14 protein-coding genes are annotated in these 18,754 nt (G+C 35.2%); 5 read left to right on the top strand and 9 right to left on the bottom strand.

Translation table 11 applies throughout. From position 1 onward, the window contains the following. The first annotated feature begins 8 nt into the window (after positions 1-8). Both FUA24_RS02380 and FUA24_RS02375 read left to right on the top strand, forming a co-directional pair. Positions 9-1,085: a sensor histidine kinase gene (locus FUA24_RS02380; RefSeq protein ID WP_148539906.1), complete on the top strand. Its 1,077-nt coding sequence runs from the start codon at positions 9-11 to the stop codon at positions 1,083-1,085. A gap of 4 nt (positions 1,086-1,089) precedes the next feature. Continuing rightward, complete coding sequence (locus FUA24_RS02375; protein WP_148539905.1) at positions 1,090-1,815, top strand: LytR/AlgR family response regulator transcription factor; 726 nt, start codon at positions 1,090-1,092, stop codon at positions 1,813-1,815. Here the strand turns inward: FUA24_RS02375 and FUA24_RS02370 are convergent. The 9 genes from FUA24_RS02370 to FUA24_RS02330 all read right to left on the bottom strand — a co-directional run bounded on the left by FUA24_RS02370 (position 1,812) and on the right by FUA24_RS02330 (position 14,074). Then, positions 1,812-2,297 (bottom strand): YdeI/OmpD-associated family protein, encoded by a 486-nt coding sequence (locus FUA24_RS02370; RefSeq protein WP_148539904.1) that lies wholly within the window; start codon positions 2,295-2,297, stop codon positions 1,812-1,814. The genes FUA24_RS02375 and FUA24_RS02370 overlap by 4 nt on opposite strands. Before the next feature lie 99 nt (positions 2,298-2,396). Further along, the gene (locus FUA24_RS02365; RefSeq protein ID WP_148539903.1) at positions 2,397-2,972 is read right to left on the bottom strand and encodes a YdeI/OmpD-associated family protein; all 576 of its coding nucleotides are present in this window, start codon (positions 2,970-2,972) and stop codon (positions 2,397-2,399) included. A gap of 2 nt (positions 2,973-2,974) precedes the next feature. Then, a complete protein-coding gene (locus tag FUA24_RS02360; protein WP_148539902.1) occupies positions 2,975-4,618 on the bottom strand; it encodes a M1 family metallopeptidase in 1,644 nt (547 codons plus the stop codon). A gap of 47 nt (positions 4,619-4,665) precedes the next feature. Next, positions 4,666-6,006 (bottom strand): M28 family peptidase, encoded by a 1,341-nt coding sequence (locus FUA24_RS02355; RefSeq protein WP_148539901.1) that lies wholly within the window; start codon positions 6,004-6,006, stop codon positions 4,666-4,668. 91 nt (positions 6,007-6,097) lie between these two features. After that, positions 6,098-7,903: an acyl-CoA dehydrogenase family protein gene (locus tag FUA24_RS02350; protein WP_148539900.1), complete on the bottom strand. Its 1,806-nt coding sequence runs from the start codon at positions 7,901-7,903 to the stop codon at positions 6,098-6,100. A 173-nt stretch (positions 7,904-8,076) separates the two neighbouring features. Next, positions 8,077-9,267 (bottom strand): acetyl-CoA C-acyltransferase, encoded by a 1,191-nt coding sequence (locus FUA24_RS02345; RefSeq protein ID WP_148539899.1) that lies wholly within the window; start codon positions 9,265-9,267, stop codon positions 8,077-8,079. 40 nt (positions 9,268-9,307) lie between these two features. After that, positions 9,308-11,716 (bottom strand): 3-hydroxyacyl-CoA dehydrogenase/enoyl-CoA hydratase family protein, encoded by a 2,409-nt coding sequence (locus FUA24_RS02340; protein ID WP_148539898.1) that lies wholly within the window; start codon positions 11,714-11,716, stop codon positions 9,308-9,310. Positions 11,717-11,727: 11 nt separating this feature from the next. Then, positions 11,728-12,171 carry a MarR family winged helix-turn-helix transcriptional regulator gene (locus FUA24_RS02335; protein WP_148539897.1) on the bottom strand — a complete coding sequence of 148 codons (444 nt, stop codon included), beginning with the start codon at positions 12,169-12,171 and terminating at the stop codon, positions 11,728-11,730. Between the two features lie 142 nt (positions 12,172-12,313). Beyond that, positions 12,314-14,074 carry an AMP-dependent synthetase/ligase gene (locus FUA24_RS02330; RefSeq protein WP_148539896.1) on the bottom strand — a complete coding sequence of 587 codons (1,761 nt, stop codon included), beginning with the start codon at positions 14,072-14,074 and terminating at the stop codon, positions 12,314-12,316. Between the two features lie 262 nt (positions 14,075-14,336). On the opposite strand from FUA24_RS02330, the gene pflB reads away from it, so the two are divergent. The 3 genes from pflB (at position 14,337) to FUA24_RS02315 (ending at position 18,671) form a co-directional block, all read left to right on the top strand. Continuing rightward, the gene (pflB, locus tag FUA24_RS02325) at positions 14,337-16,562 is read left to right on the top strand and encodes a formate C-acetyltransferase (protein WP_148539895.1); all 2,226 of its coding nucleotides are present in this window, start codon (positions 14,337-14,339) and stop codon (positions 16,560-16,562) included. Positions 16,563-16,636: 74 nt separating this feature from the next. Beyond that, entirely contained in the window at positions 16,637-17,386 is a 750-nt protein-coding gene (gene pflA / locus FUA24_RS02320; RefSeq protein ID WP_148539894.1) for a pyruvate formate-lyase-activating protein, read from the top strand. Positions 17,387-17,414: 28 nt separating this feature from the next. Further along, positions 17,415-18,671, top strand: a complete 1,257-nt coding sequence (locus FUA24_RS02315; protein ID WP_148539893.1) for an L-lactate MFS transporter — start codon at positions 17,415-17,417, stop codon at positions 18,669-18,671. The last annotated feature ends 83 nt before the right edge of the window (positions 18,672-18,754 follow it).

Raw genomic sequence — 18,754 nt, 5'->3', positions numbered from 1 at the left:
TTTAGAATATGGAATCAAGTCAATCTTTTCTAAAAAAGCGTTTCCTAGGAATCAAGATTATAGAACTTATCTTTTTTATTGGATTTTATTTGTTTTGGGCATTTGCATACCATGCTGCAATAACTATAAATAGCAGTAGGTGGAGTAAAGGAGAATCTTCCATTTTTGATTTTATGGAGTTTATGAATACCGTAGGTGTGGACTATATTCTTAAAGCAATTTTAACCTATCCTATTTGGTGGTTTTTGTTTAAAAAATTAAAGTATTGGAAAACCTACAAAAAGGTACTACTACATATTATTTTGTTACCCACATTTGTTGTCGTTTGGCAGCAGCTATATTACGTGGTATGCGATTTGTTTGAATGGGGTCATTTAAGAGGCGTAGCAAGAGTATGGGATATCTACATTCCTGCGTTATTCTATACCTTACAATTTGGCATCTTTCACGCTTATAACTATTACCTTGAAGATCAAAGGAAAAGGCGCTTGGAAAGTGAGCTTAGAAATGCCGCATTAAAAAGTGAATTATCCGCCTTAAAAGCCCAGTTAAATCCTCATTTCTTGTATAATATTTTTAATACTATTAGTGCTTCTGTACCTGCCGAAAATGAACATACAAGACATTTAATTGCAGAATTATCGGATTTGTTTAGATATCAATTAAAAGCTTCACAGACTGAAAAAGTAACCATTAGAGAAGAAATAGACTTTGTAAATAAATATTTAGCTTTGGAAAAAGAGCGTTTTAAAGAGCGTTTAGACATTGAGGTAAATGTTGATGAATCAATTATGGATGAAGTTATACCGCCTATGTTATTGCAGCCCCTTGTAGAGAACTCCATAAAACATGGACTGTCTTCCTTAGTTGAAGGTGGAAAAATTACAATATCTATTCAAAAGAAAAACGGACGGCTAGCATTTGAAGTTGCAGATACGGGTGTTGGTATTAAAGATAAAAATGACGCATTCGAAAAGGGTATAGGTTTAACAAATACTAAGTTGAGGTTAGAAAAAATGTATCAGACAACCTTAAGCTTATCGGATAATTTACCTCAAGGTTTAAAAATTAATTTTTCAATATGAACGTATGAAAAAAGTAATTATAGTAGATGATGAGGCTTCGGGACGTCAGTTAATAAAAGAATATCTTCAAAATTACAAAGATCTTATTTTACTTGGTGAAGCCAATAATGGTGTAGATGCTGTAAAACTCATCAATGAATTTAAGCCAGATTTAGTTTTTTTGGATATTCAAATGCCGGGAATGACAGGTTTTGATGTCTTAACCCATTTAGAAGAATTACCTCAGATTATTTTTTCAACGGCTTATGACCAATATGCCTTAAAGGCATTTGAGGTTCATGCAATAGACTATTTATTAAAACCTTATACTAAGAAGCGGTTTAAAACTTCAATTGAAAAACTTTACAACAACTCAAACAATAAGGTGCGCCCATTAGCTGAAAGTTTGCTTTTGGAGGAATCACAATATCCTAAGCGTATACTAGTACAAAGCCAAAATAAACTTGTAACCTTAAGTTTAGAGGATGTGGTTAGAATTGAAGCTTATGGCGATTATTCTAAAATTATTGTGAATGACTATAGTTATTTAAGTAATTATGGCATTTCAACATTGGAAGAAAAATTGAATAACAATATATTTATTAGAGTACATAGATCTTCCATAATAAATTTGAATAAGGTTAAAGAACTTAATAAGTATACCAAAAGTTATGATGTTACTATGCTAAATGGCGATGTTGTTAGAGTTAGTAGAGGGTATATGGATAATATTAAAAAGTTGATGTTCTAAAGCTTAAAAATTTTCATAGGATTAGTTTCTCCTTTTTTTAAATTTTCACAGGCAATCAAAGCTTTATCAATTCTTGTTTGGCTTGTTTTATATCTGGCTACAGCATAAATAATACTGCGTTTTTTTCCAGCGGTTAGGTTCTCAAAAATTTGAAAAGCTTCCAGGTCACTTTTAAAAACAGCATCTAATTCTTCAGGCATATCAACACCGTATTTTGAGGTGTCTTGAAAGATTTGCATAGAGAAATAATCATTCATGAAAAGCCCTAAAGATTTTTGCAATCTATTGCCAAACATTATTTTATAGTCACCCGTATTTTTATCTTTTTTTACTGCGGCATAAAATTCAATTGACTTTGTTTGATGTGACGCTTTTATTTTGACTCTACTATGTTTAGCTTCAACAAAAGGTCTAAAAACGTCTTCTGGAATATAGATATGATATTGGTCCAGTAAACCAACTTCGAAAATCTTACTTTTCATTTATCTTGTCTAAATTTTTAACTTTAATGGTGTTAAGCAATTTCTAAACCTTTCATAAGAGCATTTTAGTTCATCCAATACCAATCCTATAATTGTCAATTAATATATGCCTCTACTCTTAACATTAGCCTCACAGAGTCTAATAATTTCAGAAATACGTTTTTGTTTGGTGTCTTCTCGTTTAGCACTATTTAACCAAGATAAATAGCCTTTTCTATAACCTTTTGCGAAATTTTGGTAGTTTTCAAATGCTATAGGGTTTTGGTCAAAGGCCTTTTGTAAAGCTTCTGGTATAACGCCATTTTCAACATCATCCATCGCTGTCCAAGTTCCTGTTTGTTTTGCTAATTCAATCATTTTATAACCAGCTTCATGAATTAGTCCAGATTGCTCTAGTTCGGCAACATAACGTTTATTAAGCGCACTCCAAGTACTTTTAGGGTTACGTTTACTAAAGTACTGTCGGCGTTTACCATCACCTAAGCTTTTTACTGTAGAATCTATCCATCCAAAGCATAACGCTACTTTAACCGCTTCTTCCCATCGCATGGTAGGTATATTTAATTCTAATTTGTAAAAGATAAGATAGACAGCTTCTTCAACCTCATGGTTTTTCAATAACCAATCGTACCAATCGGTATCGCGTTCAAAATAAAGTTCTTGTAAATCTTTCAAGTTTAAATTGCTTTAGATTTAATATAGAAGTCTTTATCCAATTCAACCGTTTCAATGGTAGCATTGTGTTCTAAAGCATTCCAATCTGCCTTTGGAAATATCCATTGCTCTGTATCATTTACTTTGATTTGAACAGGCATGTCAAAACCATCTATAATATTGGTCCAACGGTATTTTAAGTTATTACCATCAAATTTATATTCTAAGGTAGGCACCTTAGTTGTTCTTAAATACTGATTAAAAAATTCAGTTAAATCAATTCCTGTTTCCTCACTTAAATAATCTTCAATTTGTTTAGAACTCACTGTTTGATGATAAAAGGTCGTATTTAATCCTCTTAGTATTTTACGCCATTTGTCATCATCTTCAATTAACTGACGTAAGGTGTGAAGCATATTTGCACCTTTGTAATACATATCTCCAGAACCTTCGTGATTCACATCATAATGTCCAATCATAGGTCTATCGTTTAAGATCGTTCTTCGTGTACCAATAACATATTCTGCACCAGCTTTTTTGCCGTAGTAGTATTCTAAAAATAGACTTTCGGAATACGCAGTAAAACTTTCGTGTACCCACATATCGGCTATGTCTTTATTGGTAATGTTATTTGCAAACCATTCATGTCCGGATTCATGTATGATGATAAAATCAAATTTCAGCCCCCAACCAGTACCAGACAAATCACTTCCTAAATAGCCCTTTTTATATTTGTTTCCGTAAGTCACGGAACTTTGATGCTCCATGCCTAAATATGGTACTTCAACTAGTTTATAACCATCTCTGTAAAAAGGGTACTGGCCAAACCAATGTTCAAAAGCTTTCATCATTTTGGGCGCATCTTTAAAATGCTCTTTAGCCTGCTCTAGGTTATCTCTAAGTACGTAATAATTCATGTCTAAGTTTCCAGCCATACCATCGTAGACTTCAGAGAAATTTACATAATCTGCAATATTAATATTTACGCCATAGTTGTTTATGGGATTCTTAACCACCCAATGGAAGGTTTTTGTATCCCCAATCTGTTCTACTAAACGTAGTCTTCCGTTAGAAACGTTAGTTAGTTTATCTGGCACATTAACACTTATAAGCATGCTGTCTACTTCATCATACATATGGTCTTTACAGGGCCACCAAACACTAGCGCCTAAACCTTGACAAGAAGTAGCTATAAAATGATTACCATTACTATCCTTTTTCCAAGAAACACCACCATCCCAAGGGGCTCTAACAGCTTCTCTTGGATTACCTTCGTAATACACATCAATAGTATTTATGGCATCTACATCTTGTACCGCTTCTAAAGTTATAAAGTGGGCATTACCTTCATGAGTTATCTCAAGCGCTTTTCCATTCTGAATAGCCTTAGTAAGTTGCATTGGAGGTTGCAAATCTATCTGCATTTTAGAATTAGGCTTTAAAACTTTATACTGAATGGTGTTTTTACCAGCAATAAATTTTTCATCTGGATTAACTTTAATATCCAAATGATAGTAGGTAAGATCCCACCATTCTCGTTCTGGTGTTATACTGCCTCGTAGTGTATCTTGCCTTGTGAAATTGTGTTTTTCTTTAAGTAACTGCGCGTTTGAAGATGCGGAAATGAAAACGATAAAAATAATGACTACAGAACGAAAAAATGACATAATGGTTAGTTTCTTCAAATTTAAATAAAAGCCTTCTTAAGTATATGTTAATCTTTTTCTACGAAAATATCATTTGGAAAAGTAACCACACTTTCAAATCCGTTTTTCCCAACCGAAGATATTCCAAAGAAGTAATTGTCAATAACTATGCCTTTTAAAGTAAACTCTGTAATATCGCCCACGTATCTGCTATAATCCCAAGTAGGGGAGGTGGTATCTCTCCAATAAATTTTATAACCAGCGACGTCTTCAACATTGGTCCATTGAAATTTTGCTGCAGGCTGCACAATACCGCCTATAAATACGTTTTTAGGAGCCGGTGGCGCCCAAGCTAAACTAGCTAGGTTGATAGCGTTTACGGCCGTTAGTTTTTTTGCATAGTCAAAGTTTACGTGCTCAATAACATCACCATACTTAATACCATTTGCTTCTCTAATGTCTTGATGCTGTTGGGTATAGTTTTCATGGGCTTCCATAATACGTATTCCTGCATATCCTAAGTCGTTAAATGGACGATGGTGCCCGCCTCTGCCAAACCTATCTAATCTATAAACCATCATAGGATTCATTTCGGGCATATATGTTGTTGTGGTTTTATGGATGTACCGTGCTAACTGACGTGAAATACCATCAACTTCACCACCATAATACCTACGCATTTTTCTCTGGCGTTCGGTTTCGGTTGGAGGTACTGGTTCTGAGAATATTCTAAATGTCCTATTGTCAATAACACCATCAACACCTTTAATATTTCCAATCATATCATTGTTTAGTATGCCAATGATATCCCAATTGTTGTCTTTGGCGTATTTTGCCAAACCTGCACCACCAAATAAGCCTTGTTCTTCTCCTGAGAGCCCAACATAAACAATGCTGCTTTCAAAGGTGTATTTACTTAATACTCTGGCGGCTTCTATAGTTCCTGCCATCCCAGATGCGTTGTCATTTGCTCCCGGGGCGTCTGTAGTGAAGTCCATGGTATTACTAGCTCTAGAATCTATATCACCACTCATTATTACATATCTATTTGGGTATTTGGTACCGCGTTGAACCGCAACGACATTAACCACCCAAGCATCATGTGGCACTCTTCGGTTACCTTCTTTTTTTACAAGATCTTTCTGGTAAAATACGTCTAAACAGTTCTTGCAATCTTTAGAAATATTTTCAAATTCTTTCTTAATCCAGCGCCTTGCGGCTCCAATGCCTCGGGTGTCTGAGAGGGTGTCACTAAAGGTATTTCGTGTACCAAAATTAACAAGGGTTTGAATGTCTTTTTGAATTCTTTCGGCCGAAATTGATTCTATTATATCGTATATCTTACTGTTTTGTTGACTAAAGGAAATACTTATTGCAAATAGGAGGGTTAATGTGGTTATGTATTTCATATTGTAAATTTTAGCTTAAAAATACTGAAAATAAAAAACGCTTCAAAAGTTAATTTGAAGCGTTAAGGATTTGAATTAGTCACTTACTTAATTAAAAGCAATATTTGTTTTCTTGAGTTACTTTATTTGCAATGATGTTTCTTAATTCTATAATATTAGGCATATTAACATATTTAATGTAACGTTTTAAGCCCATAAGCATCATACGTTGTTCATCTCCCGAAGAGAATGAAATAATAGAATGTTTACCAGCTGTTTCAATTACATCTATGGCATGGAATAAGTTTAGTTTTGCCATTGCTATTTGCTCTTTAGCATTATCTTCTCCATCTTTCTTAGCCATTTTTTCTGCGCGTAAAATTGCCGATTCAGCTAAATAGATTTGAATTAAAATATCTGAAGAGGCCAGCATTAATTGTTGTTGCTCTTCTATTTTTTCGCCATACTTTTCTAACGCGGCACCAGCAACCATTAAAAACAGCTTTTTAAGGTTTTTAATAATACTTTTTTCTTCTGAAAATAACTCAGAAAAATCGGGAGTATCAAAAGAAGGAATGCCCATAAGTTCATCTTTAACGGCCATTGCTGGCGTTAAAACATCAACATGACCTTTCATAGCTTTTTTGATAAGCATACCAATGCTTAACATACGGTTAATTTCATTGGTACCCTCATAAATCCTTGCAATTCTTGCATCTCTCCAAGCAGATTCCATTGGTGTTTCTTCAGAGAATCCCATACCACCAAAAATTTGAATACCTTCATCGGTACATCTTTGAACAAACTCAGAAACGGCTACTTTAAGAATAGAACATTCAATGGCATATTCTTCAACACCTTTTAATTCAGCTTCTTGGTGCGTATCCTTTCCATTTTGTTGTCTTAATTCAATACGATCTTGAATGTTTTTTGCTGCACGGTAGCAACCGGCTTCACCTACCCAACAATTAGTTGCCATTTCAGCAATTTTTTGACGTATAGCTCCAAAACTAGAAATTGGTGTTTTAAACTGAATTCGCTCATTAGCGTATTTAATAGATTCAGAAATTGTTCTTCGTTGGGCATCTAAACAAGCAACGGCTAATTTTATCCTACCTACATTTAAGGCGTTCATAGCAATTTTAAACCCATTTCCTCTTGTAGATAGCATGTTTTCAACAGGAACTACAGTTTCGTTAAAGAACACCTGCCGCGTTGAAGACGCTCGAATACCTAATTTATGTTCTTCTTCTCCCATGGTAATACCATTCGGATTTTCTGGATCATATTCCACAATGAACCCGGTAATGTACTTGTCGTCTTCAATTCTTGCAAAAACAATCATTAAATTACAGAAGCCAGCGTTGGAAATCCACATTTTTTGCCCTGTAATTTTATAAGTTTTTCCATCTTCAGAAAGAACGGCTTTTGTTTTACCAGAGTTGGCATCACTACCCGCACTTGGCTCTGTTAAGCAGTAAGAACCAAACCATTCGCCACTAGCTAACTTTGGGACATATTTTTGTTTTTGCTCCTCAGAACCGTAAAGTGTAATTGGCATGGTACCAATACCGGTGTGGGCTCCAAAGGCAGTACTAAACGAACCAGTTGCTCCAGAAATATAATCACAAACCAACATGGTGTCTACAAAACCCATTCCCATTCCGCCGTATTCGGCAGGTACAGAAACACTTAAAAAACCTAGTTCTCCAGCCTGTCTCATGCAAGATTCAGTTAAAGCATAGTCTTTTTGTTCAAACTGTGGTTTTTTAGCCCAAATTTCTCGGTCAACAAATTCAGAAACGGCTTCTTTCATCATAAGTTGATCTTCATTAAAATCTTCTGGTGTAAAAATATCTTCGCAGCTACTTTCTTTAACTAGAAACTGGCCACCTCTTAATATGTCTTTTTCTTCCATTTTATACGCCCCCTCTAACTCCTCCCAAAAAGGGAGAAAAGTAATTGGGTATTTTTTTAGTTAAACATTAATAATTTTATTCTGTGTTAAATAGTTTTAAAAAAAAACTCAAATAATAGTGTCTCTTTTAGTTTTAGTATAGCCTCCCCTTCGGGAGGTTGGAGGGGTTGGTTTTAAGAAAGAAATTCAAAAATACCAGCAGCACCTTGTCCTGTACCAACACACATGGTTACCATACCATACTTGTTTGTCATGTTTCGTTTGCGCATTTCATCAAATAATTGAACTGACAATTTAGCTCCAGTACATCCAAGAGGATGTCCTAATGCAATAGCACCACCATTTACATTTATGATATCAGGGTTTAGGTTTAATTCTCTGATAACTGCTAAAGATTGAGATGCAAATGCCTCGTTTAATTCAATTAAATTAATATCGTTCTGTTGTAAACCAGCCTGTTTTAATGCTTTTGGAATAGCAGCAACTGGACCAATACCCATTATTCTAGGAGGAACCCCAGCCGCAGCATAGCTTACTAATCTGGCTATTGGCTCTAGTTTTAATTCTTTTACCATGGCCTCGCTCATTACCATTACAAAAGCAGCGCCATCACTTGTTTGTGAAGAGTTCCCTGCGGTAACCGAACCATTGGCGGCAAATACTGGACGTAATTTTGCTAATGCTTCTTTACTGGTTCCTCTTCTAGGACCTTCATCTTTGTTAACTGTATACGTTCGCGTTGCTTTTTTACCTTTAGAATCTACGTAAGTCTCATCTACTTCAATAGGTGCAATTTGGTCTTGAAAACGATCCTCGTCTAAAGCTTTTAAGGCTTTCATATGAGAGTTATAGGCAAACTCATCTTGGTCTTCTCTAGACACATTGAACTCTTGGGCTACAGCTTCGGCTGTGTTACCCATTCCCCAATAATAATCCTCATGACCTGAATTTACAATGTCGTAATTCAATTCTGGTTTAAATCCTGTCATAGGCACAGAACTCATACTTTCCGTACCGCCCGCTATAATGCATTCTGCCATTCCAGATTGAATTTTTGCAACTGCCATACCTATGGTTTCTAAACCCGAAGAACAAAATCGGTTCACGGTAACTCCAGGCACATCCACAGTATCTAAACCAATAAGAGAAATGATGCGCGCCATATTTAAACCTTGGGAGCCTTCTGGCATAGCGTTACCAACGATAACATCATCGATTCTTTTGGTATCGAATTCAGGTAAATGCCCCATCATATATTTGATGGTTTCAGCAGCTAACTCATCTGCTCTTTTAAATCTGAAACCACCTTTTTTAGATTTGCCTACGGCGGTTCTATATCCTTTAACTATATATGCTGTTTTCATAATTTTAATTTTTTGAAAACTAGATAATTGGTATAATTATCTAATTACGTAATGGTTTGCCAGTTTTTAACATGTGCTGAATACGTTCTAAAGTTTTACGTTCGGTACATAAACTTAAGAATGCTTCTCTCTCTAAATCTAGGAGGTACTGTTCTGAAACTAGAGTAGGTTCAGATAAATCACCTCCAGCCATTACATATGCCAATTTATTGGCAATTTTTTGATCATGTTCACTAATGTACTTTGAAGCTTCCATAGCGTCTGTTCCCACTAGAAACATACCAAGCGCTTGTTTACCAAGTACTTTTACATCTTTACGTTTAATAGGTTGTGTGTAACCAGCGTCTGCCATTAATTTAGCATGTGCTTTAGCCGTTGCAATCTGTCTATCCTTGTTAACAACAACAATATCTTTTCCTTTTTGAAGCACTCCCATATCAAAAGCTTCATAGGCAGAAGTCGCTACTTTTGCCATACCAATGGTTAGGAAGTATTCCTGTAACACATTAAGTTCTACATCGCCTTTACTAAATGAATCTGAAGCTCTAAGTGCCATTTCTTTGGAACCGGCGCCACCTGGAATGACGCCAACCCCAAATTCAACTAAACCTATGTAAGTTTCGGCCGCAGCCACAACTTTGTCAGCGTGCATTGATAATTCGCACGCTCCACCCAATGACATACCATGAGGAGCAGAAACAGTAGGGATTGAAGAGTAACGCATGCGCATCATCGTATCTTGAAAATACTTTATTGCACCATTAAGTTCGTCATACTCTTGTTCTACAGCCATCATGAATATCATACCAATATTGGCACCAACAGAGAAGTTAGCGCCTTGGTTTCCAATTACTAATCCACTATAGTCTTTTTCAGCTAAATCTATTGCTTTGTTTAATCCTGCTAAGACATCGCCACCAATTGTGTTCATCTTAGACTGGAATTCGCAGTTCAAAATACCATCACCTAGGTCTTCAATAACAACACCAGAGTTTTTGAAAACTTCGTTGCTTTTTCTGATGTTATCTAATATGATGAAGGCGTCTTGACCCGGTTTTTTAACTTGAGATTTAGACGTAATATCGTAATAATAAGTTGCTCCGTTTTGAACAGTGTAGAAGGATGTATTTCCTGCATTTACCATGTCATTTACCCATGACGCAGGTTCTAAGCCTTCGGCTTTCATAATTTCAAGGCCTTTGTCTACACCTATGGCATCCCAAATTTGGAATGGGCCATGTTCCCATCCAAATCCGGCTTTCATTGCATCATCTATTTTAAAAAGTTCATCTGTGATTTCGGGAACTCTATTTGAAACATAGGCAAACATTGCGGCGAAGTTCTTTCTGTAGAATTCTCCGGCTTTATCTTTTCCAGAAACTAATACTTTGAACCTATCAATGACTTTCTCAATCGTTTTCGTAAGTTCTAAAGTTGAAAATTTTGCTTTTTTCTTAGAACTATACTCAAGCGTGTCTAAGTCTAAAGATAGAATTTCACTCTTACCACTTTCTCCTTTTACTTTTTTATAAAACCCTTGCCCAGTTTTACTTCCTAACCATTTGTTCTCCATCATTGTGTTGATAAAATCAGGAAGTTTAAAAAGTTCATGCGCTTCATCATCAGGACAATTGTTGTAGATACCGTTTGCAACATGAACTAGAGTGTCTAATCCAACCACATCAACTGTTCTGAATGTGGCAGACTTAGGCCGTCCAATTACAGGACCAGTTAATTTATCTACTTCTTCAATGGTTAAGCCCAATGCTTTTACCTGATGGAATAAAGACTGTATGCCAAAAATACCTATTCTGTTTCCAATAAAAGCAGGTGTGTCTTTAGCGATTACAGAAGTTTTTCCTAAATATTGTTCTCCGTAATTGTTTAAGAAGTCTAGAACCGCCGAAGAGGTTTTAGGACCTGGAATAATTTCAAAAAGTTTTAAATATCTTGCTGGGTTGAAGAAATGGGTACCACAAAAATGTGTTTGGAAATCATCGCTTCTGCCTTCGCTCATAAACTTAATAGGAATTCCAGAGGTATTAGAAGTAATGAGTGTACCTGGTGTTCTGTGTTTTTCTAAGTTTTCGAAAACTTGCTTTTTTATGTCTAAGCGTTCAACAACAACTTCAATAATCCAGTCTACATCTTTTACTTTAGATATGTCATCTTCTAAATTTCCTGTAGTAATTCTACTGGCAAATTTTTGATGATAAATAGGAGAGGGCTTAGATTTTAGTGCTTTTTTTAAAGCATCATTAACCAACCTGTTTCTCACCAATTTGTCATCTAAAGTTAAACCCTTAGATTTTTCGGCATCATTAAGTGCTCTAGGAACGATGTCTAGGAGCAAAACTTCTACGCCAATATTGGCAAAATGGCAAGCAATACCGCTACCCATTATTCCAGAGCCAATGACTGCAACTTTTTTAATTGTTCGTTTACTCATTACTATTTAGTCTAGTTACCTTTTTTGTAAATTTTTTTATTAGAAACCATGTCGACTATAAGTTCTGCAACTTCATAGAAATTGTTCATCTTCTCGTCAGATACATTATCCCTAATACTATTGTTAAACGTTATTACTTTTTCTTTAGAGTATTCTCTTTTTTCACGCCCAAAATCTGTTAGGTGAATTAGTACACCTCTTCCATCTTTGGGATTGGGATGTCTTTCTATTAATCCCTTTTTTTCCATCGTTTTTAAAATTCTTGAGAGACTGGTTGCTTCCATACCCATTTTTGGGCCTAAAGCAGTTGAAGGAGTACCTTTTTCTGGATCTATACTTAATAGAGTAAAACCGGTAGCCATAGTGCTTTCAAACTTAGCAGCCTCTTCATTGTACATTTTTTGAACCGTAAGCCATGTAGTTCTCAGTACATAATCAATAGTTTTATCCTTCATTTGGTTAGTAGTTATAAACCAAATATATGAAAAAAATATTATGCATGCATAATATTTTTTTAAAAGTAGTCCATACGTAAAAAACAGCCTACATAAAAAATAGACTGTTTGTGTTTATTTATATTTTAAAAGAAAATGCGCCTTACTCTCGGTAGATTTTATCAATAAGATTTTTATACTTTTCTTTAATAACCTTGCGTTTCATTTTCATGGTAGGTGTAAGATGTCCGTCATCTATAGTCCAAACATCTGGGGTAATTTCGAAACGTTTTATTTGTTCCCATTTACCAAAGTTTTTGTTGGCTTCATCAATTTCTTCCTGAATACGTTCTATTAATAATGGGTTAGCATTGATATTTTCAAACAAGATGTTATGTCTTCTTGCCCATTCCTCTACAAACTCGTTATTAATTTGAATTAATGCAGCCGGCATTTTTTCGCCTTCTCCAATAACCATGATTTGCTCTATAAAACGCGATTGTTTAAACTGGTTTTCAAGAAGAGCAGGGACTATATACTTTCCACCAGAGGTTTTAAACATGTCCTTTTTACGATCGGTAATTTTTAAGAAATTGTCGTCGCCTATTTCGCCAATATCACCTGTGTGAAAATAGCCGTCTGTCATCACTTCGGCAGTACGCTCAGGATCTTTGTAATAGCCCATCATAACGTTATTACCTTTTACCAGAATTTCTCCATCCTCAGCAATTTTAACCTCAACATTGTCTATAATTCTACCTACTGTACCTATTCTAATTCCCATATTAAATGGACAGTTTACGGATATAACTGGTGATGTTTCGGTTAGGCCATAGCCTTCTAAAATCGGCATTTCAGCAGCAGAGAATATTCTAATTAACCTTGGCTGCAATGCTGCACTACCAGAAACTAAAGTTTCTAAGTTACCTCCTAATCCAGCTTTCCATTTACTAAAAATTAGTTTTCGTGCAATTTTCAATTTAAATTCGTACCACCATCCGTTTTGCCCGTAGGGTTCATATTTTAGTCCTACATCTACAGCCCAAAAGAACAGCATTTTTTTAATACCACTTAATTCCGTTCCTTTTGCAATAATTTTGTCATAGACTTTTTCATAAAGTCTAGGAACTGCAGTCATTATGTATGGTTTAATTTCTTTTAAGTTGTCACTTATGGTTTCAATACTTTCTGCAAAATAGATTTCAATACCGCAATATTGGTATAAGTAAAGAATCATACGTTCAAAAACATGACAAACTGGTAAGAAGCTAAGAGCTGATGATTTACCATGCTCCATTGGTACTCTAGAGGAACTGTCTAATACATTTGATACGAGATTTTTATGAGATAGCATAACACCTTTTGGTGTTCCTGTAGTTCCAGAAGTGTATATTAAAGTGGCCAAATCTTCTGGAGTAACAGCATTTTTTCTTTCTTCAACTTCTTTTTGATTGTCGGCAGCTTCTCCCAATTCTAAAACTTCACTCCAATGTTTTTCACCTTCTATTTCATTAAAGGTATAAACAGCCTTAAGTTTAGTTTTATCTTTTATCTGGTTAAGTTTCTCTAAAATCGTCTCGTCTGAAACAAAACAGTATGTAGCTTCAGAATGCGATAAGACATATTCATATTCCTCTTTAGAAATAGTCGGGTAGATAGGTACATTTTGTGCGCCAATTTGTAAAACACCCATATCTAAAACATTCCACTCTGTTCTATTTGTGGTAGAGATAACGGCAATCTTATCGTTTGCTTTTACACCTAATTTCAATAGGCCTCTACTTACTTTATTGTATTGGTCTATATACTCTTTGGTACTAATACTTACCCACTTACCATCATATTTAGAAGTGAATGCTTTCTCTAAGTTAAAACGCTCCAGTTGGTATGGAGGGAAATCAAAAATTCTTGTAATCTCTTTCATTTTTTTTCAATGTGAAGCCCAAAATATAAAAATAAATAGGATAAACAACTATCGCTTTGGTAATAATGTGTTAAAATATGTGCTTTGGTACTGATAAAGATTAATCTAAAATAGGTTTTTTTTGATAAAACTGCAATAATGAAAAATATCTGATAAAGAATTTGTTAAACTCAGAATACATGATAAATGTCAGTTTACACGTAGTTATTCGGGTGTAAATTTGGAGTAACAAATAAGAAGTGATTTTTTAAAAGAATATAAAATGGAAGTAAAAGCGTTTAAAAACGGTGTTTGGAATGAGAAAATTGATGTTAGAGATTTTGTCATTAATAATGTAACACCTTATTACGGAAATGACGAGTTTTTAGTAGGCCCAAGTAAGCGTACTGAAGCACTTTGGAAAATTTGTTTAGCGGCAGCCAAAGAGGAAAGACAAAATAACGGGGTAAGATCTGTTGATACAGAAATTATTTCTGGTGTAAATAACTTTGAAGCAGGGTATATTGATAAGGAGAATGAAGTTATTGTTGGTTTACAAACAGATGAGCTTTTAAAAAGAGCTATGAAGCCTTTTGGAGGTTTTAAAGTAGTTCAAAAAGCGTTAAGTGAACATGGTTTAGTTGCTAGTGATACGGTTTCTGAGCTTTTCTCTAAATATGTTAAATCTCATAACGATGGTGTTTTCTCTGCTTATAACGAGGAAATTAGAAGATTCCGTTCTTTAGGACTTCTAACGGGGTTACCAGATAATTATGCAAGAGGTAGAATTATAGGAGATTACCGTCGTGTTGCTTTATATGGTATTAACGCTTTAATTGAAGCCAAAAAAGCCGACCAAAAAGAAATTAAAGGGCCAATGACAGATGCCGTTATTCGCTTACGCGAGGAAGTATCTGATCAAATCAAAGCTTTGAAAGACATGATAGGAATGGGCGAAAAATATGGCCTAGATTTATCTCGTCCTGCTGAAAACGCACGTGAAGCTGTACAATGGACTTATATGGCTTACTTAGCAGCTGTAAAAGAACAAGATGGTGCAGCTATGTCTTTAGGTAATGTCTCTTCTTTCTTAGATGTATTCATTGAAAATGATTTACAAGAGGGATTAATTACTGAGGTTGAAGCACAAGAGTATATTGATCAATTTGTAATGAAATTACGTATGGTGCGCCACTTAAGAATGGGTGCCTACGATGAGATATTTGCTGGAGACCCAACATGGGTAACAGAAGCTATTGGTGGTATGTTTGCAGACGGAAGAACTAAGGTTACTAAATCGTCTTTCCGTTTCTTAAATACCTTATACAATTTAGGGCCTTCACCAGAGCCAAACATTACAATACTTTGGTCTAATAGTTTACCTAAAAACTTTAAAAACTTCTGTGCTAAAGTAGCTATTGATACTTCTTCGATTCAGTTTGAAAATGACGATATGATGCGTACAATGAGAGGGTCTGATGACTACGGAATTGCATGCTGTGTGTCTTACCAAGCTTTAGGAAAACAAATTCAATTCTTTGGAGCACGTACTAACTTAGCTAAAACATTATTATTGGCTATTAATGGCGGACGTTGTGAAAATACTGGAACACAAATGGTGGAAGGTATTGCGCCAATGGAAGATGAAGTTTTAGATTTTGATAAAGTAATGGCTAACTTCAAAATAGCTATGAAAGAAGTGGCACGTGTGTATAACGATTCTATGAATATTATCCACTACATGCATGATAGATACTACTATGAAAAAGCGCAGATGGCATTAATTGACACTAATCCTGAGATTAATATTGCTTACGGTGCAGCTGGTTTATCCATTGTTGCAGATTCATTATCGGCAATAAAATACGCTAAAGTTAGACCTGTTAGAAATGAAGACGGATTAACAGTGGATTTTGAGATAGATGGAGACTTCCCTAAGTATGGAAATGATGATGATCGTGTTGATGTTTTTGCTCATGATGCTGTTAGAGATTTCAATAATGAGTTAAAAGCCTTACCTGTATATAAAGATGCAGAACCAACAATGTCAGTATTAACAATTACATCTAATGTTGTTTATGGTAAGAAAACTGGGGCTACTCCAGATGGTAGAGCTAAAGGAGTTCCATTTGCACCAGGTGCTAATCCAATGCATGGACGCGATACGCATGGGGCAATTGCGTCTTTAAATTCAGTTGCAAAAATTGATTATGAAGATTCACAAGATGGTATTTCTAATACCTTCTCAATAGTACCAAAATCTCTTGGATCTACAGATGAGGATAGAATTAATAACCTTACCACCATGTTAGATGGTTATTTTGCTAGAAATGCACAACATTTAAATGTAAATGTTTTAAATAAAGAAACCTTGCTAGATGCAATGGAACATCCAGAAGAATACCCGCAGTTAACAATTAGGGTTTCGGGATACGCTGTCAACTTTATTAGATTAACTAAAGAACAGCAATTAGAAGTAATTACAAGATCATTCCACGATTCAATGTAATTTTTTAGAATTAGTCAAATAAGAACTTCCGAAAACTAAAACTTTTCGGAAGTTCTAATTTAAAGCAGAGGCATATCAAAACTTCAGAAAACACATTAAGAGTACATTCCATAGAATCATTTGGAACACATGACGGACCTGGTATTAGAATGGTTGTGTTTTTACAAGGTTGCAAGTTAAAATGTTTGTATTGCCATAATCCAGATACGATTGACACTCATGGCGGAAAAGAATTTCCTATTGAAAGCTTAGTGAAAAGAGCTGTAAATATGAAGTCCTACTTTGGTGAGTTTGGAGGTGTTACAGTTTCGGGTGGTGAACCACTTCTTCAGTCTAAAGAACTAATCCATTTTTTTCAACGGTTAAAAGAAGAAGGTATTCATACAAACATAGATACTAATGGAAGGGTATTAAATCATTTTACAACGGAGTTGTTAGATGGTTATGCAGATTTAGTGATGCTCGATATAAAACATATGCATGAAGATGGTTACCAAATGTTAACAGGACAGAAAAACAAGGAGACCACATTCAATTTTGCAAAACATAGAGAAGCATCTGGAAAACCCATGTGGTTACGTTATGTATTAATTCCTGGTTTAACAAATACCCCAGGCTTGTTACATGAAATGGGAGCGTATTTTAAGGATTATAAAACTATTGAAAAAATAGAAATTCAGCCGTATCACAAACTTGGTATTCACAAATGGGAAAAGTTAGGATGGCAATACCAATTAAATGATGCTAGAGAGAATACTGAGGAAGAAATCAATGAAGCGGTTAAAATTTTAGAACAATATTTTAAAGAAGTAAAAATAAATTAGTTGGTCTAGCCAACACAATGTTAGGATTATGAGTGAAAAAAAACTTAAAAACAGATGGTTAATTGCGGCGTCTGCTGTAGGTATACATATTTCTATTGGGTCTGTGTATGCGTATTCCGTAATGACAAACCCTGTTAAAGAAATATTTGATGTAGACGGTAGTGTCATAAAATGGGCATTTAAAATTGCCATATTATTACTTGGTTTATCAGCGGCATTTTTAGGACGATGGGTAGAACGTGTAGGGCCAAAAATTAGTGGAACTACAGCTGGTATTTTCTACGGATTGGGCATTTTAGGTTCTGGACTTGCCGTACAGTTAGAATCACTATGGATGTTTTATTTATGCTACGGTGTCATAGGAGGTATTGGTCTTGGATTGGGGTATATTACACCTGTAAGTACTTTAGTAAAATGGTTCCCAGATAGACGTGGGTTAGCAACGGGAATGGCAATTATGGGATTTGGTTTTGCTGCGTTGGTGTTCGGACCTGTTATGCAATCGTTATTTGATGCTGTTGGTGTTTCTAATGCGTTCTATATTTTAGGTGCTATTTATATGACATTAATTCTAGCTTCGGCAAGATATATTGAAAGACCACCAGAAGGATACTTACCAGAAGGTTTTAAACCTGGTGAAGGAAAAACTATAAAAGCCGATATGGCTAACATTACTGCCAATGAAGCTTTAAGAACACCACGTTTTTATTATATATGGATTATGATGTTTATTAACATTGCTTGTGGTATAGCAGTTATTTCGGCAGCAAGCCCAATGATGCAGGAAAAGTTAAATTACTCGCCAATGGAGGCAGCCGCTATAGTTGGTTTAATTGGGGTGTTTAATGGTTTAGGTAGAATCGTTTGGTCTACATTATCGGATTACCTGGGAAGGGCAAATACCTATATTGTGTTTTTCGCTTTCCAAATTGTAGCATTCTGGTTACTGCCTAAAATTTCTATGGAAATAACATTTCTAGTAATGCTATTTACAGTAATAACAATGTATGGTGGAGGCTTTTCAACGTTACCAGCATTTTTAGGAGATTTATTTGGTACCAAGCAGCTAGGAGCAATTCATGGTATGGTATTAACGGCATGGGCTTTAGCTGGAGTTGTGGGACCAACAATTTATGATATGGTTAAAACAGCTACGGGATCATTAGACTCTACATTAGCAGTATTTGCAGGGTTATTTGTAGTAGCATTTATTGTATCCTTATTAATGAAACGAGTAGTTACGCGTGCGTACAGAAAAATAAACAAAGACCTTAAGTTTGCCTAGGTAAACTTTACAACTTCCATTTTTTCTTTTTTTATTGAAAAAACCCCGAGGCTAGATTTTTTTGAGCTCCGGGGTTTTTATGT

It is taken from the genome of Seonamhaeicola marinus (assembly GCF_008085455.1).
The sequence above is the reverse complement of the archived record's forward strand: the minus strand, read 5'-3'. Positions and strand labels throughout refer to the sequence as shown.